Origin of the sequence: Pseudomonas rhodesiae (genome assembly GCF_013285305.1) — a bacterium.
Taxonomy (GTDB): domain Bacteria; phylum Pseudomonadota; class Gammaproteobacteria; order Pseudomonadales; family Pseudomonadaceae; genus Aquipseudomonas; species Aquipseudomonas rhodesiae.
This window is the reverse complement of record NZ_CP054205.1, coordinates 4,092,217-4,112,076: the sequence shown is the minus strand read 5'-3', so window position 1 is coordinate 4,112,076 and position 19,860 is coordinate 4,092,217. Positions and strand designations below refer to the sequence as shown.

Annotated in this window: 18 protein-coding genes; 10 read left to right on the top strand and 8 right to left on the bottom strand. The window is 59.1% G+C overall.

Annotated features, from left to right (window positions below; all coding sequences use genetic code 11):
* Window positions 1-106 precede the first annotated feature (106 nt).
* On the bottom strand, window positions 107-919 hold the full coding sequence (locus HRH33_RS18590) for a DUF1206 domain-containing protein (RefSeq protein ID WP_094064881.1): 813 nt from the start codon (window positions 917-919) through the stop codon (window positions 107-109).
* Window positions 920-1,045: 126 nt separating this feature from the next.
* Between HRH33_RS18590 and HRH33_RS18585 the strand changes: the two genes are divergently transcribed.
* On the top strand, window positions 1,046-2,899 hold the full coding sequence (locus tag HRH33_RS18585; RefSeq protein WP_167418053.1) for an ABC transporter ATP-binding protein: 1,854 nt from the start codon (window positions 1,046-1,048) through the stop codon (window positions 2,897-2,899).
* A 168-nt stretch (window positions 2,900-3,067) separates the two neighbouring features.
* Window positions 3,068-3,526, top strand: coding sequence for an Hsp20 family protein (locus HRH33_RS18580; protein ID WP_034099277.1), 459 nt, complete (start codon window positions 3,068-3,070; stop codon window positions 3,524-3,526).
* A 35-nt stretch (window positions 3,527-3,561) separates the two neighbouring features.
* Here HRH33_RS18580 and HRH33_RS18575 read toward each other — a convergent pair whose 3' ends face one another.
* Window positions 3,562-4,212: a TetR/AcrR family transcriptional regulator gene (locus HRH33_RS18575; RefSeq protein WP_034138766.1), complete on the bottom strand. Its 651-nt coding sequence runs from the start codon at window positions 4,210-4,212 to the stop codon at window positions 3,562-3,564.
* A 123-nt stretch (window positions 4,213-4,335) separates the two neighbouring features.
* On the opposite strand from HRH33_RS18575, the gene HRH33_RS18570 reads away from it, so the two are divergent.
* From HRH33_RS18570 to HRH33_RS18560, 3 genes are all read left to right on the top strand, one after another.
* Window positions 4,336-5,553, top strand: coding sequence for an MFS transporter (locus tag HRH33_RS18570; protein ID WP_167418052.1), 1,218 nt, complete (start codon window positions 4,336-4,338; stop codon window positions 5,551-5,553).
* A 93-nt stretch (window positions 5,554-5,646) separates the two neighbouring features.
* Window positions 5,647-6,444, top strand: coding sequence for a DNA/RNA non-specific endonuclease (locus HRH33_RS18565; protein WP_167418051.1), 798 nt, complete (start codon window positions 5,647-5,649; stop codon window positions 6,442-6,444).
* Between the two features lie 71 nt (window positions 6,445-6,515).
* Window positions 6,516-7,727 (top strand): YeeE/YedE family protein, encoded by a 1,212-nt coding sequence (locus HRH33_RS18560; RefSeq protein ID WP_167418050.1) that lies wholly within the window; start codon window positions 6,516-6,518, stop codon window positions 7,725-7,727.
* A gap of 1 nt (window position 7,728) precedes the next feature.
* Here HRH33_RS18560 and HRH33_RS18555 read toward each other — a convergent pair whose 3' ends face one another.
* A complete protein-coding gene (locus HRH33_RS18555; RefSeq protein WP_080758769.1) occupies window positions 7,729-7,890 on the bottom strand; it encodes a DUF2986 domain-containing protein in 162 nt (53 codons plus the stop codon).
* A gap of 143 nt (window positions 7,891-8,033) precedes the next feature.
* Window positions 8,034-9,074, bottom strand: coding sequence for an alpha/beta hydrolase family protein (locus HRH33_RS18550; RefSeq protein ID WP_173603538.1), 1,041 nt, complete (start codon window positions 9,072-9,074; stop codon window positions 8,034-8,036).
* A gap of 369 nt (window positions 9,075-9,443) precedes the next feature.
* Here HRH33_RS18550 and HRH33_RS18545 point away from each other — a divergent pair, with 369 nt between their 5' ends.
* Both HRH33_RS18545 and HRH33_RS18540 read left to right on the top strand, forming a co-directional pair.
* Window positions 9,444-9,959, top strand: coding sequence for a hypothetical protein (locus HRH33_RS18545; protein ID WP_135948261.1), 516 nt, complete (start codon window positions 9,444-9,446; stop codon window positions 9,957-9,959).
* A 107-nt stretch (window positions 9,960-10,066) separates the two neighbouring features.
* Window positions 10,067-11,413, top strand: coding sequence for a hypothetical protein (locus HRH33_RS18540; RefSeq protein ID WP_167418048.1), 1,347 nt, complete (start codon window positions 10,067-10,069; stop codon window positions 11,411-11,413).
* A 69-nt stretch (window positions 11,414-11,482) separates the two neighbouring features.
* On the opposite strand, the gene HRH33_RS18535 is transcribed toward HRH33_RS18540, so the two are convergent.
* Entirely contained in the window at window positions 11,483-13,504 is a 2,022-nt protein-coding gene (locus HRH33_RS18535) for an FIST N-terminal domain-containing protein (protein ID WP_167418047.1), read from the bottom strand.
* A gap of 278 nt (window positions 13,505-13,782) precedes the next feature.
* Window positions 13,783-14,175, bottom strand: coding sequence for a VOC family protein (locus tag HRH33_RS18530; protein ID WP_167418046.1), 393 nt, complete (start codon window positions 14,173-14,175; stop codon window positions 13,783-13,785).
* Between the two features lie 230 nt (window positions 14,176-14,405).
* Between HRH33_RS18530 and HRH33_RS18525 the strand changes: the two genes are divergently transcribed.
* Window positions 14,406-15,443, top strand: coding sequence for an IS110 family RNA-guided transposase (locus HRH33_RS18525; protein ID WP_173603351.1), 1,038 nt, complete (start codon window positions 14,406-14,408; stop codon window positions 15,441-15,443).
* Between the two features lie 389 nt (window positions 15,444-15,832).
* Here HRH33_RS18525 and HRH33_RS18520 read toward each other — a convergent pair whose 3' ends face one another.
* Window positions 15,833-16,591, bottom strand: coding sequence for an SDR family NAD(P)-dependent oxidoreductase (locus tag HRH33_RS18520; RefSeq protein WP_094064872.1), 759 nt, complete (start codon window positions 16,589-16,591; stop codon window positions 15,833-15,835).
* Between the two features lie 158 nt (window positions 16,592-16,749).
* Between HRH33_RS18520 and HRH33_RS18515 the strand changes: the two genes are divergently transcribed.
* A complete protein-coding gene (locus HRH33_RS18515) occupies window positions 16,750-17,688 on the top strand; it encodes an AraC family transcriptional regulator (RefSeq protein WP_167418661.1) in 939 nt (312 codons plus the stop codon).
* Between the two features lie 34 nt (window positions 17,689-17,722).
* Window positions 17,723-18,229: a peptide-methionine (S)-S-oxide reductase MsrA gene (gene msrA / locus HRH33_RS18510; RefSeq protein WP_123478950.1), complete on the top strand. Its 507-nt coding sequence runs from the start codon at window positions 17,723-17,725 to the stop codon at window positions 18,227-18,229.
* A 288-nt stretch (window positions 18,230-18,517) separates the two neighbouring features.
* On the opposite strand, the gene gudD is transcribed toward msrA, so the two are convergent.
* Entirely contained in the window at window positions 18,518-19,843 is a 1,326-nt protein-coding gene (gene gudD, locus HRH33_RS18505; RefSeq protein ID WP_167418662.1) for a glucarate dehydratase, read from the bottom strand.
* Window positions 19,844-19,860: the final 17 nt, after the last annotated feature.

The window sequence follows — 19,860 nt, the reverse complement described above, 5'->3', positions numbered from 1 at the left end:
AAAGCCTGCAGCGATGCAGGCTTTTTTTTGCCTTGGATTTTTCCGGGGTGATTCGAGCGCACAGCATAAGCGCGTCTCTAAAACCGCCACAAACGGCCGTGGCCTGCTACGTTCTCGCCACCCCCGGCACATCCATATTGATCTTGCGCCAGAAGGCTTCAGAAAAACTGTAAGCCGAGAAAGCGATCAGCCCCAAGGCCATTACCATCAAAAGCAACCACCCAGCGGGTAGGTTCTGGAGGGCGTCCAGCGCCTCCTTCATGCCGGGTGGGTCCATGGCTTGATAAGTGGAACCGCTGATGGCCAATAACACTGCAATCTCTAAAAACACCACGCCACGGGCGATCAATCCGAATCGCGATACGGGGCGCACGTAGCGCATGACATCTTCATCGGCCTCAAAGTATTTTTCGAACGATGCCTTCCATCCCTTGATGATGTGAGCAATACCGACCCCAAGCGGAATGAGGGCGATCAGGTAAACCAGCATGTTCGAATGTTCCCAGGACAATAGATGGGACAGCCAGTCTTTGGCCTGCCCCCCGGAATTACCCGAGCTTTTAATGCCGCTTATAAGCAGGCCCAATGCAAAAAACGCCAGCGCGCCATTAACGACGCCTCCGGCAAACAGGCCGGTTCGAATCACCAAACCCTTGAGTTCTTTGCCATGATGATCGACATCACGGGTAGCCTGCAGCATGCGCCAAGAGGCAAATGAGAGCAGGCCCGCCACCACAACCCCAATTAAAAAATAGCCGAATGGTTGGCTGAGCAATGCCTCCAGACTTTTGTGGCTATCCTTCGGTTTTGTCGAGTCCTGTGCTGCCAGCAGCGCGAAGATACCAATGATCAGATACAGCACTCCCCGAGCGGCGTAGCCTCCTCGAGCGAGCATGACAAGACTGTTTTGCGCTGACATTCGACGTATTCCTGAGATCTGATTCAAGAGCAGACCCTGCTTGCAGAGCAGGGTTCTATCCCGATACGCCCTCAAGCCAAGCTTTAAATGCCAGAATCCCCGGACTAGATCGTTCTGGAGAACCCTATGCTTCGTGCATTCGAACAACGCCTCGACCCTTTCCCGCCCGACGAGGCGCCTCCACCCCCCGAGGGCCTGGCGCGATTTTTGTGGGCCTGCACCCGTGGTGCCCGGGGTTATATCGTTGCGCTCGCGCTGCTCAGTGCCGGGGTGTCGATCTACGAAGCCTGGTTGTTTGCTTTTCTCGGACAGGTGGTGGACCTGCTGTCGACCTGGCAAGCCGGCGGCGATGTAGGCGGGCAGGAAAGCCGGGTGCTGTGGGGGATCGGTATCGTGCTGGTGACCAGCATTGGGCTGGTAGCGCTGCGCACGCTGGTGCAGCACCAGGTATTGGCGATCAACCTGCCGTTGCGGCTGCGTTGGGATTTCCATCGGCTGATGCTGCGACAAAGCCTGTCGTTCTTCTCCGACGAGTTCTCCGGCCGTGTCACCACCAAGGTCATGCAGACGGCGCTGTCGGTGCGCGAGGTGCTGTTCACCCTGATCGAGATGGCCCCCGGAATCGGTGTGTACTTCATCGCGCTTATCACACTGGCCGGCGGCTTCGACCCGAAGCTGATGCTGCCTTTCATTGCCTGGTTGGCGTTGTTCGGCCTGGCCATGGGGCACTTCGTGCCGCGCCTGGGCAAAGTCGGGCAGGAGCAGGCGAATGCGCGCTCGTCCATGACCGGGCGTATTTCGGACGCCTACACCAATATCACCACGGTCAAGCTGTTCTCCCATTCCAAGCGTGAAGCGCATTTCGCGCGCGCGGCGATGGAGGACTTCAAGCAGACCGGTTTTCGCCAGATGCGCCTGGTCAGCCAGTTCGAGATCGTCAATCAGGCACTGGTGGTTGCGTTGATCATGGGCGCGGGCGGTTATGCCTTGTGGCTGTGGCACCAAGGGGCAGTGGGCACCGGCGCGGTGGCGGCCATTACCGCCATGGCGTTGCGCGTCAACGGTATGTCGCATTGGATCATGTGGCAGATGACCTCGCTGTTCGAGAACATCGGCACCGTGCAGGACGGTATGCAAACCTTGACCCGCGGGCCCAAGGTGCAGGACGCGCCGGATGCCGCCACGCTGGTCACCCACGGCGGCGCCGTGACGTTCGACAACGTGAGCTTCAATTACAACGGCGAACGCCAGGTTCTCGACGGCCTGAGCTTGAGCATCCGCCCAGGTGAAAAAATCGGCCTGGTGGGACGCTCCGGTGCCGGTAAATCGACGCTCATCAATCTGTTGTTGCGCTTCTATGACGTGGACAAAGGGCAGATCTGCATCGATGGGCAGAATATCGCCCACGTCACTCAGGACAGTCTGCGCAGCGCCATCGGCATGGTTACCCAGGACACATCCCTGCTGCACCGCTCGATTCGCGACAACATCGCCTATGGGCGCCCCGATGCGACCGACGAGCAAATCCGCAGTGCCGCCGCGAGTGCCCAGGCTGACGGCTTCATCAGCCAACTGAGCGATAAACAAGGCCACTGCGGTTACGACACGTTGGTGGGTGAGCGCGGCATCAAGTTATCCGGCGGCCAGCGCCAGCGGGTCGCCATCGCCCGCGTGATGGTCAAGAACGCTCCGATCCTGCTGCTTGACGAGGCCACCAGCGCGCTGGATTCGGAAGTCGAAGTCGCCATCCAGGAAAGCCTGGATGAAATGATGAAGGGCAAGACCGTCATTGCCATCGCCCATCGACTGTCCACGATTGCCGCCATGGATCGACTGATCGTCATGGATAACGGTCGCATCATCGAGCAAGGTAGCCACGCCGAGTTGCTGGAGAAGAACGGCACCTATGCGCGGTTATGGCATCACCAGAGCGGCGGGTTTCTGGGGGAGGATCAGGGCGTGGCCGAGACTGCGGAATAGGCCTGTTCTGATACCTCAGTCCGAGGAGCCAAACAGCTGTTTGTCGGCAGGAAAATTTTTTTTGGGTCGTCGCTTGAAATTTTTTCCCCTGAACCTACTTAGGTTTTACGCGATGCCGAATACGGGTCGCGTATCAAATCACTTGGAGAAAACTCAGGAGATTTTGCAATGGCTACTACTCTCTCGTTGGCCCCACTGTTCCGCCACTCCGTTGGCTTTGACCGTTTCAACGACCTTTTCGAATCGGCGCTTCGCAGCGAGGCCGGTACCACGTACCCACCCCATAACGTCGAGAAGCATGGTGATGATCACTACCGCATCGTGATCGCCGCTGCCGGCCTGGTGGAAGACGACCTGGATATCCAGGTGGAAAAAGGCGTGTTGACCGTCGCCGGCGGCAAACGCGAACACGACGAAAACATCACCTACCTGCATCAAGGTATCGCCCAGCGCGCGTTCCGCTTGTCGTTCCGCCTGGTCGACCACATTGAAGTGCAGGGCGCGCAGCTCTCCAATGGCCTGCTGAGCATCGATCTGCTCAGAGTGGTGCCGGAGGAAGCCAAGCCTAAACGCATTGCGATTGGCGGCGCGAACAAGGCTGAAGTGAAGTCGATCAGCGAGCAGTAATACAGCAATGAATAAAGGCGCTCTTCGGAGCGCCTTTATTTTGCGCCACCGACTTCAGGCTCAGCGGCCGGCACGGAAGAAGCCGCAGCGTCCCACGTCACCAACAGTTGGCTGATCGCGGCATCAAGGATTGCATGGGGCACGTTATCCCGCGCCAGGATCGACACTCCCTGCAAAAAGCTGTCAAACACGGTCGCCATCACCGCAGCTTCGGTTGTTTCAGGCAACTGACCTTCACGCACGGCCCGCTCCACACAGGCCACAATCCCCGCCCGCGTACGCAGTCGCGATTGGGTCAGCGCATTCGCTACCCGCGCGTTTTCCGGACTGGGCGCACTCATCACGCCAAGTGCAACCATGCAGCCCTTGGGGTGACCGTCTTCGCATTGCATACGCACCGATTGGCGCAGCGCGGTTTCGATGGCTTGGCGCGGCGGTAGGGATACGTCCCACAAACATTCGGTGACTTGGGCGTAGGTGGACAGGTAGCGCTGCACGCATTCCTCGAACAGCGCTTCTTTGGAGCCGAAAGCGGCGTAAAAACTCGGCGCGGAAATGCCACCGCCCAAACCCGCTTTGAGCTGGGCAAGGGACGTGGCGTCATAGCCGTGCTGCCAGAACAGATGCAACGCCTGTTCCACAGCCTGTTCGCGATCAAAATTACGCGGGCGGCCCATCTGTGCCATGTGAGGTCTCCTTCGGAAAGCGAAATAGATACTAGTCGATACATAAGTCGTTGACAACGCGCTGCGCCCGCCTGCAACATTTGTATCGATCAGTATTTAAATCAACTTGCCCAGGAGTTTCCCTTGACCCCCTCACTGACGTTATCGGCTCCGTTCGACCGCTTGCCCGTCGGCGCCTTGCTCGCCCTGGCGATGACCGGCTTTATCTGCATCGTCACCGAAACCCTGCCCGCCGGCCTGTTGCCGTTGATCAGTGACGGTCTGGCGATTTCGCCGTCAATGGCCGGGCAGATGGTCACCGCGTATGCGCTGGGTTCAGTACTGGCGGTGATCCCCATGACCATCGCCACTCGTGGCTGGCGCCGACGCAACGTATTGCTGCTGACCATCGCCGGTTTCCTGCTGTTCAACTCCATCACCGCGTTGTCCTCCCACTATGGGGTCACGCTGGTGGCGCGCTTCTTCGCCGGGGTGGCGGCAGGGTTGGCCTGGAGCTTGCTCGCCGGTTATGCCCGCCGGATGGTCGCGCCGCAGCAACAGGGTAGGGCGCTGGCGTTGGCCATGGTCGGTACGCCGATTGCGCTGTCGTTGGGTGTGCCGCTGGGCACTTGGCTCGGTGGCCTGCTGGGCTGGCGCACCACCTTCGGCCTGATGTCGGGCGTGAGCCTGGTGCTGATCGGCTGGGTGCTGGTGAAGGTCCCGGACTTTGCGCCGCAGCCCGCGCATCAGCGCCTGTCATTGCGCAAGGTGCTGACCACGCCGGGCGTGCGCCCGGTGCTGGCGGTGGTGATCAGTTGGATGCTGGCCCATAACATCCTCTACACCTACATTGCCCCGTTCGTGGCCCCGGCAGGCTTGGCCGAGCGGGTGGATCTGGTGTTGCTGGTCTTCGGCATCGCTGCGTTGGTGGGGATTTGGGTCACGGCCAGACTGGTCGAACCGTTGTTACGCAACACTGTGCTGGTGAGCTTGGCGGCGTTTGCGGCGGTGAGCGTGCTATTGGGCTTGCTGGGGAACGTGCCGCAAGTGATCTACCTCGGTGTGGCGGTATGGGGTCTGAGTTTCGGCGGCGCTGCAACCTTGTTGCAAACCGCCCTGGCGGACGCGGCGGGTGATGGCGCGGATGTGGCGTTGTCGCTGAACGTGGTGGCATGGAATAGCGCGATTGCGGGCAGCGGCGTAGTGGGTGGCGTGCTGCTGGACACATGGGGCGTGGCCGCATTTGCGTGGGCGATGCTGCTGTTAGTCGGCGTGGCGTTTGCCATTGCCTGGGCGGCCAGCGCCCACGGCTTCAGGCCGGGCGCGCGGGGTGCGGGAAAACCTACGTCGCTCGGGCACTAATCTGACATCTGTTAGTCCATAATCCTCGAAATATCATTCACTTGGCTCCGTACGCGGAGCCTGCCGCGTCGTTCTCTTTCGAAGATTCAATCCATGTACCTACGCAAAATTGCAGTTGGGCTATCGGCCTTTGTTTTGTTTTCGTCCGGGGCACATGCCCGTGGCGCGATAGACCTTTATTCCACCCAGGAACGGCAGTTGTCGTTCGACACCTGCGCCGATGTATTCCCCGGCGCGACACCGATCAAAACCGCGACCGTCCCCGCCAGCCTCAAACCCCTGGCGCTGTGCTCCGACCATTTTGCGGTGCTGTATTCGCAAACCAGCAAGACACCGCTGGTGGTGGTCGAGCGCCTCAACGCCCGCCAGCTCAAGGACGCCAAAGGCGAAGAACGAACCAACCATTTCTACGCGGACCCGCGCATTCCCAAGGGCGCGCGCGCGGAGTTGAGCGACTACCGTGGCGTGCAGCCGGCAATGGACCGCGGCCACCAATCCCCCGCCGCCGACGCACCCGATGCCAAGGCCATGGCCCAGTCATTTGCGTTGTCGAACATGGTGCCGCAAGACCCTACCAACAACCGCAAGATCTGGAGCAAGGTCGAGGCGGACGTGCGCAAGTTCGCCCTTCGCGCTGGCGGCGATGTGTATGTGTTCACTGGGCCGCTGTTCGATGAGGGGCACGGCACCATCGGTGCTAACCGGGTGTGGGTGCCGACGCGGCTGTTCAAGCTGGTGTACGACGCATCGTCCCAACGGGCGTGGGCTTATGTGCTGCCGAATGCTGAAACAAGGATTCAGCGGCCGATGGATTACCCCACTTTTGTGAAGAGCACCGGGCTGAAACTGTTGGGGAATCTGCCGGTGTCGGGTTCGATCGGCCGCGGCTGACACCAGACGGCTTCGGGCTTATCTATACTGTCGCCCTTGCCCCTCATTTATTTCAAACCCGCGAGAGACCCATGAACGCCTCAATTCCCCTGACCCCCGCGCGCTCACCCGTCGCGCCGCTGGTGGCCTTTGCCCTGCTGGTGCTGGGCGCGCTGTTCCTGCACAACGTTGTCGGCTCGCGCCAGATGCTATTGCTGATGGTCGGCGCGGCCCTGGGCCTGACGCTGTACCACGCCGCCTTCGGTTTCACCTCGGCCTGGCGGGTTTTTATCAATGATCGTCGTGGCGCCGGCCTGCGGGCGCAGATGGTGATGCTGGCGTTGGCGGTGCTGTTGTTCTTCCCGGCGCTGGGGGCGGGCACGTTGTTGGGTCAGCCGGTTGTCGGGCTGGTAGCGCCGGCTGGAGTGTCGGTGGTGTTCGGTGCGTTCATCTTCGGTATCGGCATGCAGTTGGGCGGCGGATGTGCCTCGGGCACGTTGTTCACCGTGGGCGGCGGTAATGCGCGCATGCTGGTGACCCTGTTGTTCTTTATCTGCGGCTCGCTGATCGCTACGCACCATGTGGATTGGTGGTTTGCGTTGCCGGCGTTCCCGGCGGTGTCCATCGTCAAAAGTTTCGGCGTGGTACCGGCCTTGATCCTGAGCCTTGCGGTGTTTGCGTTGATCGCAGCCGTCACCGTGCGCCTGGAAAAACGCCGCCACGGTCAGCTTGAAGAGGGTGTGAAAAGCCCGCATTCAGGTGTGCGCCGCTTTCTGCGCGGGCCGTGGCCGCTGGTGTGGGGCGCCGTTGGCCTGGCATTGCTCAACTACGCGACCCTGGCGTTGGCCGGGCGGCCGTGGGGCATTACTTCGGCGTTCGCACTGTGGGGCGCCAAGGTGGCGAGCGGTGTGGGCGTGGACGTCGGCGCCTGGGCATTCTGGCAGATGCCGGGTAATGCCAAGGCCCTGGCCGCGCCGGTGTGGGAAGACATCACCAGTGTGATGGACATCGGCATCGTCCTCGGTGCGTTGCTGGCCGCCGGCCTGGCCGGACGTTTCGCTCCGAGCCTGAAGATCCCGGCCCGTTCGTTGATCGCGGCGGTAATCGGCGGGTTGCTGCTGGGCTACGGCTCGCGCCTGGCGTACGGCTGCAACATCGGCGCGTACTTCAGCGGCATCGCGTCCGGCAGTCTGCATGGCTGGATGTGGTTGGTGGCAGCGTTTATCGGCAACGGCGTGGGCGTGCGCCTGCGGCCGTTTTTCTTCGCCGGTGAGCGGCCGCAGGTGGCGTTGAGCGGCTGCTGAGTCAGGCTTCGGGGGACGGGCTGGGCGCCTCGGCAGCTTCAGCCGCCAGCCTTTCCCGCTCGGCCTTGCTGATGTAGCGATCCTTGGATTTGGGCGCCAATTTGGCGCTGGCTTTCTTGGCCTTGGCCTTGAACAGTTGCTGGAGTTTTTTCTGGCGATTCATGGGTTTTTACCGGGGCTGTCAACGCGCGGATCATACCAGCTAAGCAAGCTGCACCGTGGGGCCTAGGCAAAATCCAGGCGTAGATCGCGCTTTGGCTATATCGTCCGGTGTTTCTTAAGGGGGACATCCCCCAGGCCCAAGTATCAGTTGTGAAATGAACGCTGCAGGAATGCACCGATCAGGTCGACCACCTGCTGCTGGATCACTGACCGTGGCCTCGCCCCGTTGCCGTCCTGACAGATCATCCCATCGCCCGGCGAATCCGCTTCAATCAACGCCACGGCGCCTGGTTTGCAGATCGACATAAAGCTGAAGTGGGTGGCGTCGGCGATCTCCATATATTGAGTCGTGGCTTTTGGCAGGCGCTTGACCATGTTGGCGGACTCCAACTGCGGGTCCATATCCTCGGACGGCACGCCTCCCGCAATCACCAGCACCGGCACTGGCAATGTCGCCAGGCTGGCATCGGCGAAGCCGCGCGACAGGCCCAGGTCCAAGGACACAATGGCGGTGACGCGCTGGTCGCTTAAATCCGCAGCCAAGCGCGCTTTACCCTCTGGCGTACCGGCGGGGTTCATTTGCCGGTAACCGAGGCAGCCGCCGAGCTTAGGGTGAACGGTGCAGTCTTGGACAAACCGGTCGGGATCGAACCGAGCGCCGGCCATTTCCAGCACAGTCCAGCCGCCCAGGGAATGGCCCATGGCGGCAATCTGGCCTTTGGCGACCACACCGAACCGGCCCGGCTCGGCCAGCACCCCATCGATCGCCCGGCTCAAGTCCCTGGGCCTTTGCCATAACTGCGCAGCGGCGGCGGGGCTACGGTCTTTGCTGGTAGTGCCAGGATGATTGACCGCCGCCACGATATAACCCCGCTGTGCCAATGCACTGGCCAACCACACCTGATTGCGCCAATTGCCGCCGTAACCGTGGGAGAGCACCACCAGTGGATGCTCACCAGCCACCACCGGCGCGTTCGGCACCGCGAGAGCGCCGACGAACACCGTATCGTCGGCGATCGGTTCGGGGGTCGCAGTGGTAGCGGCGGGATACCAGACGGTCAGTTGCAATGGGCGATTGTTTTGCGCATCGGGGAGGGTGGCGGTCTGAAATCCGATAGGGATATTAACTGCAAGCACAGGTCCGGCAAGGCAAGTCAGCAGCAAAGCGGCGAGGGTGATTTTCACTTTTTATCGTCCTTGAGGTGAGCGAGGCATCATGCTCGGCATCATGACTCCAGCGCCATGGTGCGGGCTATTTTTGATCAGCACATGGGTAAACCTTCGGGATACGGCAGCAAGTCGATCACTGGTTTTTTTGAAATTCCGCGTTTGAAGTGACGGTCGCCAGCTGGCTTAAAACAGGCGGTTTTTATAGTAGAGAGGCAGGACTAGGAAGTTGCTGACGGCTTCCTACTTGGATGTCTTACAGATATGGACTTCGTGTTTTTAGGAATTTGAAAGCTTACTTTTGTTAAAAGTTCATGCAATGTTAGGGGTGTGAGTTACTGCGGGAGAATTTTGGATTGTATATTTAATATTAAAGGGCGGTGTAATATGAAAAGCCTATTGAAGTCCATGGTATCGCTGCGCTGGCTGAACGAAAAAATTTTTACAATGGTATTAATTTGTGTAGGAGGGATACTGATAGGCGGAAAGTCTTACGCACAAGAGTTCTCTATAACTAAAGTCGGTGCGCCAGGCCCCGTCCTTGTTTTGTCAAATTCTAATACGAGTCCTGGTGTTGGGCTTACCAGTTTTACTGTTTTTACCTCGGATATCCCTCAGGGCACACTCATTGTTCCCAAACAATTGTTAGAAATTCAATGGCGAACAACATACTACCCAGATAGTGTGAGTCAACGGGTGCAGTTCTGCTATTACCGTCCTTATAGTTCTCAGGAAAATTGTGTAGATATAGGCTCGGGTTCCTCTGGGACTATTTACGACTTTAATAACCAGAGTTTTGATCATGGCGCACGTGTCACTATCAAACATTATGTACTAGGGGGTGTGCCACCTTATACGCGTCCTGCTGGTGCCGATTCGGTAACTTTCCGCTATCGGTATTGATGCGGTGCGAGGTTCTCGCAGTTAACTCTGCTGTAAGTGGCTTATGGTTATTAAAGGCGGTTTTAGATAGCGTTATCGCTACTCAATTATGAAGGAGGGATGCTGTCGTGGTTAATCTCAATGCTGATGCATCTTCGTCTAACCGCTATTTGACAAGTCGTTCCGTCAGTGCGGCTAGCAATTATGCTGTTATGCCCGCCGATGAACGTGCAAGCGTGGGTGTCTCAAACAGTAGTCACCCAGCTACCGAGGCTGTTTCGACCCTTGCGCGCCAGTTAAGTGAAGCCGCAACGCACGCTGAAAACCGTATCGTTCAGCAAGGCTCCAATCTGGTCGACCCAATTACAGATGGCAACTACTTCGCCAACAAAGTGCGGCACGACGCACAGACCCCCGATACCGATGACCCGGACCTCCTGGCGCGTGCTCGGCAGGCCACCGGCTTCGTCAACGGTACTGACATCAACCCGTTCAAAGACCTCGCCCGCGACCACCTGAGCTTGATCGCCCACGACGACGGCGGCACTTTCACCATGAATGAGCGACGTGCAGCTTGGTTGCAGATGCAGTCTGGGGTGTCCCCCGCAGCACCCGGCTCAAGGTCAGTAGCTGGCCGCGAGTTGATGATTGCGCGCTTGTTCGGTAGCCACGAGCCGCCGGTCGCCCTGCCGCCTGCGACCTACGAAAATGCAGGCCAGAACGTTTTTGAATTTTTACGTCACGATGATCGTGCGCTGATCGCGGATATGTTCGCTTACGCACAGGAGGAGGGTGCCAGTCTGGGCTATGTGGATCAATTGGCTCATTCACTCGGCAGCTATCGTCGTGCAAGCGACGGGCGCCAGCAGTTGAGTTCCAATAACGGCTACGATGCACAGGGGTATCGCGTAACGTTCAACTTTAAGCAAGAAGACGCGGCAACGGCCTCACGAATTCTGAACGGCACGGCCATCACCAGTACCCGACTTGATCAGGGCTATTTGCGACATATCCTCAATCCAGATTACGGGGCGCTTTCCAATATTGGCGGCCTGCCGTTCCTGGAAAAAATGGTGAATAGGTTTTCGGACGAAGGCGGCAAGCAACCTGGGCTCGGCGATGAGTTCACCACCTTTAAAGTGATCCCGGTCGAAGACAACATCATCGTTACCACCGACGAATCCATAAGGCGCCCGCCCTCCGAGGCGCTCGCTGATAACGTAAACGGCGTCTGGACCCTCACCGAAAAAGGCAAGGCAGCGGGGTATTCGATAGACCCGGCCACCGGCTCGCTGATCAAGCCAGTCGACCGTTCTGACGTTCCAGGTCCGCAGCGCTCAGAGCCGGGCCTTGTCTCAGGCTTAGCGCGTGAGCGCACCCTACTTGATGCGCTTTCGGACAACCGAGAAAGGCCCAGCACGCGTTGGGTCTGGACCCGTCAATTGTTCAGTCTGATCAAACATTACAAACCTTGAAATGGCCTATCAGTCAGGCGCGGCGGCTAATGGCGGATCAACGTGCAGCCCTGGCGATCCGACGGATGCCTACGCATGTGTAAGCCCCGTCAACGTATCCGCAATTGTCTTGGTCCGCTGCGCCGTGCCCTCGGTGGCGCGGCTGGACGCTTCCAGAGCGTCGAGCATTTCGCGCAGTGCGCCGACACCGGTGGATTGGTCCTCGATCTGCTGGGCAACGCGCTGGATCTCACTGGACAGCAGGTCAATATCCACGCCGATTTCCGCCGCATTCTTACGGGTGATTTCCGCCAGTTTGCGTACTTCGTCCGCCACTACGGCAAAGCCACGGCCCAAGTCACCGGCGCGTGCCGCTTCAATGGCTGCGTTGAGCGCCAGCAGGTTGGTTTGCCCGGCGATCTGTTGGATCACCTGCACGATCGACTGAATACGCAAACTCGACCCCGCCAGCGTACGCGCACCTTCCACCGCCACGTCCGCCTGGCTGGACAGGCCCTCTACCGTGGCCCCGGCCTGGGCGGACACGCTGTTCTGCTGGCCGATGGTGCCCACCAATTCATCCATCGACGCGTGCAACTCACCCGAGTAATGCTTGAGCTGCGCAGCGATGTCTTCCTGCTGACGCTCAGCCTGGGCCAACACCATGCCCAAGTCTGCCAGCCCTTCGAAAACCGGCAGGATATTGCTGTCCAGCCCCCGGGTATTGAGGGTGTTGGCGAAGTCGTTGTTTTTGAATGCGGCAATCTGCTTGACCACCACATGGTTCAAACCGGCCAGTTTCTTCACCTGGCGGCGTAGGAAAAACGCCTTGAATTCGCCGTAATGGGCGATGAAATTGTCCACGTACTCGTCGGTGAAACTCGCGCCTTTGCCCACCCGGAAAAAGAAAATCGCCGTCAGTGTCTGGTTGAGGTTCAAACCCAGGATTTCCCCAAAGGTGGAGAACCCCGCCAGCGGTACATCGCCGAACGTGCCGGCCATGCTGCCCAGCTCGGCGCCGTTGTTCAGTCGCCGCAAGATGCAGTCGTTCAGGATGCCCGCCACCGGCTGGCCACCCTTGCCGCGCAAGAACTGCTCGTAGTCACGGCGCGTCGCCTCCCGCAACGGCGTACGCCGCACCATCACCAACTCTTCGCCCGGCGCCACGTCGCAAAACAGCTGCACAATCTGCTGCTCATAGTCGATGCGTGCGATGGAGCGCACAAACAATTCACTGCCCACGCGGATAGCAAACGAATAATCCGCCAGCTTCGGCTCCAGCGCCTGGGGCGAGCAATTGAAGGCATCGCACAGCGCCTGCACCATGCTCTTAATGTTGCCGCTGCTGTCGATGACCTGGTCAATAGTGCGGTCTTCCACCGAAGCGGTCAGCACACTGAAGGTCAGGTCGGCAGGCTTGAAATTCTGACTTTTGAACACGCCAAAACGCACATCCGCCGCGGTTTTCACGAACACGATTTGCGCGTGGTTTTGATAACTGCGCTGTCCGTCATGAATCAGCGTCTTCTGGAAATCCGACTTACCCCCGGCTGATCCCCCTACAAACAAACACGGGAACCGCCCCGACTCGTACAGCGCCTCCATAAAAAACGACTCCGACGCCGACAGCCCGTCGAACACCACGTACGCCAAGGTATCGCGATGATCGATTGGTGTATTCACCTGCACCCGCTTGATATTGGCCACCAACTTGGCAATCCGCTCCTGCATTTTGAGGCGCTTGCCACCGCTGCGAATGTCCTCGCACTCCAACGGCACCATCACCACCTCGGCTGAGGCGATCACACTGGCATCGAACAACTGCAACACCATCCGATCCCAGCGCTCGCCGGTGCTGCAATAGAGAGCATTGGGTGCGTTGCACAACTCGCCGGAGGTGGTGCACAGGCTGATGGTGGATTGCGGGAAACGGCGCTTGAGCTTGGCGGCGATGGCGTCGATGTCCAAGTGCGGCGAGATGAAGCCCGTGATCAACGTCGGTGTGATGCGCTGGGCGGCTAAAGCGGCGTCCAGGTCGCTGGCGGTACAGGTGAGGGTGGTGGTGCCTTGGCGAGCGGGCCGGTTTTTTTTTATGAGGGCGAGTGGATTCATGGGGTGGGCTCGGTCGAGTGGGGATGCGGGGTAAGGCATGTGGTTAGTAGGGTTATCGGCAGGTTGGATGGGGGCTAGAGGGGGAGGGTGGGGGGATGCGACGGATGGACGCGGGTCGTAGGTGGGGAGGCATACAGCGGCTGCTCTAGGTCCAGGCTGTGAGAAAACCCATAGGCCGTTTTAAAGTCTTTCGGCTACGTAAAGTCGACGAGCTATTGGGTTGATGCCCTCGACTTTGCTTGAGCGTCGGCAGCTCGCTTGATGAACGCCGACCAATCTTATGCCGGGCTGTGGCAGCAGACACAAAGCTTGTTACCGTCAGGGTCTCGAAAGTACGCGCCGTAATAGTCGGGATGGTAGTGAGGCCTTAATCCAGGCGCGCCCTCACACGTTCCGCCTAAGGCCAGTGCGGTTGCGTGGCTTCTTCTTACCGCCTCCCGATTGGGTGCAAGTAGCGCCACCATATTTCCATTGCCGGGCTCGCATGCGTTGCCGTCAAATGGCTTTCCTATGACGAAAAGGGGGCGAGATGAGGTTTTTGAGACCCAACCGGCCCACGGCTTACTCGCTTCGCAGAATTTTAACGTGAGGTCTAAGTCGGCCATTATTTTTGAGTAGAAAGCAAAGGCCCGATCAAAATCACCTACGCCTAAACAAACATGGGAAATCATGGTGGCTACCACTGCGGCTATGAATACGCATGAGTCTGGCCCGAAACGATTACCGGTGAAAGGGCCAATCGGGCTCGCATCGCAGGCTTCACCGCGAATGGCCCAGGTGTCTCATCAGTCTCAAAGGCTGAAAAATAAATCTGTGGTAATGGAATGGACGCCCCCTTCCTAACGGCATCTATGTGCCAAAGTTAAAGTGTTACCCACACTTAGCGGAAGGGAGCGTCCTCATGCAGCTTACGACTGTTTCGGTTGACTTGGCAAAAACCGTGTTTCAACTTCACGCGATCGATCAACAAGGAAAAACAGCGCTAAGGAAGCAGCTTAAACGTGAGCAGGTTGTCCCTTTTTTTGCCAACCTGGAGCCCTGCCTAGTGGGCATGGAGGCATGTGGCGGAGCCCACTATTGGGCAAGAAAACTGCAGGCACTTGGTCATACGGTCAAGTTAATGGCTCCGCAATTTGTGAAGCCCTACGTGAAGTCGAACAAAAACGATGTAGCTGACGCAGAAGCGATCTGTGAAGCCGTTACTCGGCCTAACATGCGCTTTGTGCCGATCAAGACGGTAGAGCAGCAAGCTATTTTGGCGGTGCATTGCGCACGGCAAGGGTTTGTAAAGGCCAGAACGGCACAAGCTAATTCGATTCGTGGGCTCCTTGGCGAATTTGGGGTGGTCTTGCCTCAGGGCATTCGACATATCGTCGAGCGTTTGCCGAATATTTTGGAAGATCATGAAAACGCTCTTCCTGGATCGTTACGCCAACTGATGCAGCGCTTGATGGAGCATTTCAAAGAGCTGGATCGACAGGTCGTCGAGTTGGAACGAGAGATTCAACAATGGCATCGCAGCAATGAAGGCAGCTGCCGCCTGGCAGAAATCCCAGGCGTTGGCCCGCTCACTGCAACCGCGCTAGTGGCGTCAGTGGGTGACGCGAAAAACTTCAGTAACGGTCGGCAAATGGCGGCATGGTTGGGGTTAGTGCCGCGACAACACTCCAGCGGAGGCAAGCCCACGTTGTTGGGGATCAGTAAACGGGGCGATGGTTATTTACGCACCTTGCTGATTCATGGCGCACGCTCGATGGTTCGAGTGGTGGAGAGCAAGACAGATCCTTCGGCGGATTGGCTGAAGGGGTTATTGGCTCGTCGTCACACCAACGTTGCTGTCGTTGCACAGGCTAATAAAACGGCCCGGATAGCCTGGGCATTATTGGCCCATGGCACCAAGTTCCGACCCGACTACACCCCCGACGTAACGGTGGCGTAGCCGGCCCGGTGAAATGAAAAAGTGATGCGTTAGAAGGAGTACTTCCAAGGTTGCTCAGGCGATCATGACGTGATGGCAAGACAGGTAGGACCGGGATCGGGTAACTCTGCCCTGCTCACAGCGCTTCGAGCGCGTTGTGGTGATAAGAGCCCGATCAGCGAATTCCATCAGGGACAGAGGCACCGCCTCACTTAAAGTCCGGATGTATGGCTGCAACCTTATCCCGTCTGTGTTTTCACGAATTGAGTGCTTGGCATACTGGGGGCGTCCATGTATGAGCACAGCAAGTCTGCTCATCACAGGAACCTCATCTCTCAGGTGATGTTTTCACCCAAGAGGTTTAGATACCTCTGCCCCGATGGGATCCAAAATGATCCCGTACAACCAAGCTACAACAGTTGCCCGCCCGAGATATCAAACGTCGTCCCATTAGCCCAGGCCATGTCATCGGACAGGATTGCAGCAACCGCAGCGCCTATATCATCCGGTAGACCGACGCGGCCCAGGGCGATGCCTTGCGCCACATAGGCGTTCACGTCCTTGTTGTCGCGCACCGCACCGCCACCGAAATCGGTGGCTATGGCGCCGGGAGCAATCGCATTTACCCGAATCTGGCGCGAGCCCAGTTCTACTGCCATGAAACGGGTCAGCACCTCGATGGCGGCTTTTACGGCCGCGTAGAGGCTGTATCCCGGTAGGGTAAAACGCACGAAACCCGAGGACACGTTAAGAATCCGACCGCCGTCTTCCAGTCGGGGCAGCAGCTTTTGCGTGAGGAAGATCGGCCCACGAAGGTGCGTAGCGACGAGCGAGGCAAATTGCTCTTCGGTGGCATCGGTAAAGTTGGCGAAAAGGCCATTGCCGGCGTTGTTGACGAGAAAGTCGAAGCGCTCGCGGCCGAAGTCGGTCTTCAACGTTTCGGTCACTGCGCGTGAAAAAGTCTCATAGCCGGCGGTATCGGTGATGTCGAGCGGCAACATTACGATCTTGCCGCCCTGGGCCTCAATGTGCTGCTTTAGCGAATCGGCTTCTGCCGCGCCACTGCGATAGGTGCCGATGATGTGGACGCCGCGCTTGGCCAAGTGAAGGGCCATATTGCGTCCAAGGCCACGGCTGGCGCCTGTGATGAGAGCGATTGGATGGGGCATGGTTTATCTCTGCTAAGGATGAGCGCGCCTTTTGGCGCTTTCTTGACCCGCTCACGATAGGCAGTGTTGGGTTTATAACCCACGTCCGATACGCTCAATTCATTGCCTGATTGTCTCAATCGTCTTGCAGGATGGCAGGGCGCCGGCATAATCGGCCCATGAACGACAACCTTGCACCCCATCTAGAAATTGCCCTACGCCACGCGCCTCCGGGTTTGACGACAACACCGATCCCGCGTGTAGACCTCTGCGTCGGGCAAGGCACCACCGACCAGGCGCCATGCCTGTATCGCTCAATGGTCTGCTTTATCCTGCAAGGCGCCAAACGCGTCGCGATCAACGACCAGCTGCTGAGCTACGACAGTAAACACTATCTCATCAGCGCTCTGGACCTGCCTTTGAGCGGGCAAATCCTCGATGCCGAAGGGGGCGAGCCCTATGTGGCGGTTTCGCTGGTGCTGGACCCCGCCTTGCTGGCGGACCTGGCGGCGAACATGCCTTCGATTCGCGAGAGCGAACAAAAAGGCATCGGCATCACGATCAACCCGATGAGTGCTTCACTGCGCGACACGTTGCTGCGTTTGTTGGCCTTGCTCGACACGCCGGACGATATCTCGGTGCTCGGGCCGCTGGTCGAGCGGGAATTGCTTTACCGTCTTCTGCGGGGCCCTCAGGGCCGGTTGCTGCGACAGATTGCTCAACCCGACGGTGCCTTGGCCAGCATCCGCCGCGCCGTCGCCTGGATCCGAGATAACTACACCGCCCAACTGCGTATCGAGGCGTTGTGCGAGGCTAGTGGCATGAGCCGGGCAAGCCTGCATCGGCACTTTCTGTCGATGACAGGCCTCAGCCCTCTGCGCTATCAGAAACAGCTTCGATTGCAGGAAGCTCGCCAGCTGTTGCTGGCCGGCGAGCATCGGGCCTCTGACGTGGCGTTTGCAGTGGGGTATGAAAGTGCGTCGCAGTTTAGCCGCGAGTATCTACGCCAGTTTGGTGCATCGCCGGCGCGTGATGTTCGGGAGATACGGCAGGCGATTGGTGACCCGGCGGTCGTTTTTCCGCGATCCAGCTTGGTATTGCCCGATATCACCCCATAACTATCCCCATATCCACCAAGCGCAAGGACACACCATGACCAACCCAACCGAAACCGCCATCCTCGCCGGCGGCTGCTTCTGGGGCATGCAGGACCTGCTGCGACGCTACCCCGGCGTGCTGCACACGCGCGTCGGCTACACCGGCGGCGATGTGCCGAATGCCACCTACCGCAACCATGGCAACCATGCCGAAGCGATTGAAATCGTGTTTGACCCGGCGGTGATTTCCTACCGGCAGATCCTTGAGTTCTTTTTCCAGATCCATGACCCCAGCACGCCGAATCGGCAAGGCAATGATCTGGGGCCAAGCTATCGTTCGGCGATTTACTACCTGAGCGAGCAGCAACGGGAGATTGCCGAAGACACCGCGGCTGACGTGGATGCTTCCCAGCTATGGCCGGGGCCTGTGGTTACGCAGATAGAGCCTGCAAGGGAGTTCTGGGAGGCGGAGCCGGAGCATCAGGATTACCTGGAGCGGATACCCAACGGGTATACCTGCCACTTCATTCGGCCGAATTGGACATTGCCCAAGCGGAGCTAAGCGTGAGTAGCTCTGGGGAGAGGCCGTGAACTCCGTGGTGAGCAGGCTTGTCCTGCGCTGGGCTGCGGAGCGGCCCCACACCCAGGCACCTCGGAGTGTCAGCTGAAATCACATCGCCTGGAATGGGGCTGCTCCGCAGCCCAGCGCAGGGCAAGCCCGCTCACCACAGCGAGCCCGCTCACAGGGTTATGCGTTAGCCTTTAAGACTTGTGTGGATACGTGTGTCTATCGGAGCAAGTCGAATCGTCGCTCCGCCCCTTCCACATTTATCCGCTCTACCTGAAGGCTTCAGCGCACCAGGCAAGGCTGCTTGTTGTTAAACCCCCACCCCGGAATCAAGAACTGCATCGCCACGCTGTCATCCCGCGCGCCCAGGCCCATGCCTTTGTACAGTTCATGGGCGTGGGCCACGGCGTCCATGTCGATGTCTACCCCCAGGCCGGGCCGGGTCGGCACCTTCACATAACCCCCTTCGATTTTCAGCGGCTCGCGGGTCAGGCGTTGGCCGTCCTGCCAGATCCAGTGGGTGTCGATAGCGGTGATGTCGCCCGGTGCGGCGGCGGCCACTTGGGTGAACATCGCCAGGGAAATATCGAAGTGGTTGTTGGAGTGCGAACCCCAGGTCAGGCCCCATTCGTGGCACATCTGCGCCACGCGCACCGAGCCTTGCATCGTCCAGAAGTGCGGGTCGGCCAGGGGGATGTCCACCGATTGCAGCTGGATCGCGTGGCCCATCTGGCGCCAGTCGGTGGCGATCATGTTGGTGGCGGTCTTGAGCCCGGTGGCGCGGCGGAATTCGGCCATGACTTCGCGGCCTGAGTAACCGTTTTCGGCACCGCAGGGGTCTTCGGCATAGGCCAGTACGTGGTGCTGGTCGCGGCACAGGCGGATGGCTTCTTTCAACGACCAGGCGCCGTTGGGGTCGAGGGTGATGCGCGCCTCGGGGAAGCGTTCGGCCAGTGCGGTGACCGCTTCGATTTCGGCATCGCCGCTTAGCACGCCGCCCTTGAGCTTGAAGTCATTGAAGCCATATTTGGCCTGGGCCGCCTCGGCCAGGTGCACCACCGCCTCGGCGGTCAGGGCGGTTTCATGGCGTAGGCGGAACCACGCATCGTCGCTGTCGGCCTCGTTGCGATAGGCCAGGTCGGTGGCCTTACGGTCGCCGACGTAGAACAGATAGCCCAGCATTTTCACCGCATCGCGCTGCTGGCCTTCGCCGAGCAGTGCGGCCACCGGCACTTCGAGAAACTGCCCCAGCAAGTCGAGCAAGGCGGCTTCCATGGCGGTCACCGCATGGATGGTGATGCGCAGGTCAAAGGTCTGCAGGCCACGCCCGGCGGCATCCCGCGAGGCAAAAGTGCTGCGCATGCGGTTGAGGATGCGCTGGTACTGGCCGATGGGTTGGCCGATCACCAGGCTGCGCGCGTCTTCCAGGGTTTCGCCGATGCGTTCGCCGCCGGGTACTTCGCCGACGCCGGTGTGGCCGCTACTGTCCTTGAGAATCACGATATTGCGCGTAAAGAACGGCCCATGGGCGCCGCTGAGGTTGAGCAGCATGCTGTCGTGGCCGGCCACGGGGATGACCTGAAAGTGAGTGACGATTGGCGTAGTCATGGCAGGTTCCTGATTGA

Excerpts from the sequence above, each read along its gene's own strand:
- HRH33_RS18590 (WP_094064881.1), bottom strand. The coding sequence starts at position 919 with ATGTCAGCGCAAAACAGTCTTGTCATGCTCGCTCGAGGAGGCTACGCC.
- HRH33_RS18585 (WP_167418053.1), top strand. The coding sequence starts at position 1,046 with ATGCTTCGTGCATTCGAACAACGCCTCGACCCTTTCCCGCCCGACGAG.
- HRH33_RS18580 (WP_034099277.1), top strand. The coding sequence starts at position 3,068 with ATGGCTACTACTCTCTCGTTGGCCCCACTGTTCCGCCACTCCGTTGGC.
- HRH33_RS18575 (WP_034138766.1), bottom strand. The coding sequence starts at position 4,212 with ATGGCACAGATGGGCCGCCCGCGTAATTTTGATCGCGAACAGGCTGTG.
- HRH33_RS18565 (WP_167418051.1), top strand. The coding sequence starts at position 5,647 with ATGTACCTACGCAAAATTGCAGTTGGGCTATCGGCCTTTGTTTTGTTT.
- HRH33_RS18560 (WP_167418050.1), top strand. The coding sequence starts at position 6,516 with ATGAACGCCTCAATTCCCCTGACCCCCGCGCGCTCACCCGTCGCGCCG.
- HRH33_RS18555 (WP_080758769.1), bottom strand. The coding sequence starts at position 7,890 with ATGAATCGCCAGAAAAAACTCCAGCAACTGTTCAAGGCCAAGGCCAAG.
- HRH33_RS18545 (WP_135948261.1), top strand. The coding sequence starts at position 9,444 with ATGAAAAGCCTATTGAAGTCCATGGTATCGCTGCGCTGGCTGAACGAA.
- HRH33_RS18535 (WP_167418047.1), bottom strand. The coding sequence starts at position 13,504 with ATGAATCCACTCGCCCTCATAAAAAAAAACCGGCCCGCTCGCCAAGGC.
- HRH33_RS18530 (WP_167418046.1), bottom strand. The coding sequence starts at position 14,175 with ATGATTTCCCATGTTTGTTTAGGCGTAGGTGATTTTGATCGGGCCTTT.
- HRH33_RS18525 (WP_173603351.1), top strand. The coding sequence starts at position 14,406 with ATGCAGCTTACGACTGTTTCGGTTGACTTGGCAAAAACCGTGTTTCAA.
- HRH33_RS18520 (WP_094064872.1), bottom strand. The coding sequence starts at position 16,591 with ATGCCCCATCCAATCGCTCTCATCACAGGCGCCAGCCGTGGCCTTGGA.
- HRH33_RS18515 (WP_167418661.1), top strand. The coding sequence starts at position 16,750 with ATGAACGACAACCTTGCACCCCATCTAGAAATTGCCCTACGCCACGCG.
- msrA (WP_123478950.1), top strand. The coding sequence starts at position 17,723 with ATGACCAACCCAACCGAAACCGCCATCCTCGCCGGCGGCTGCTTCTGG.
- gudD (WP_167418662.1), bottom strand. The coding sequence starts at position 19,843 with ATGACTACGCCAATCGTCACTCACTTTCAGGTCATCCCCGTGGCCGGC.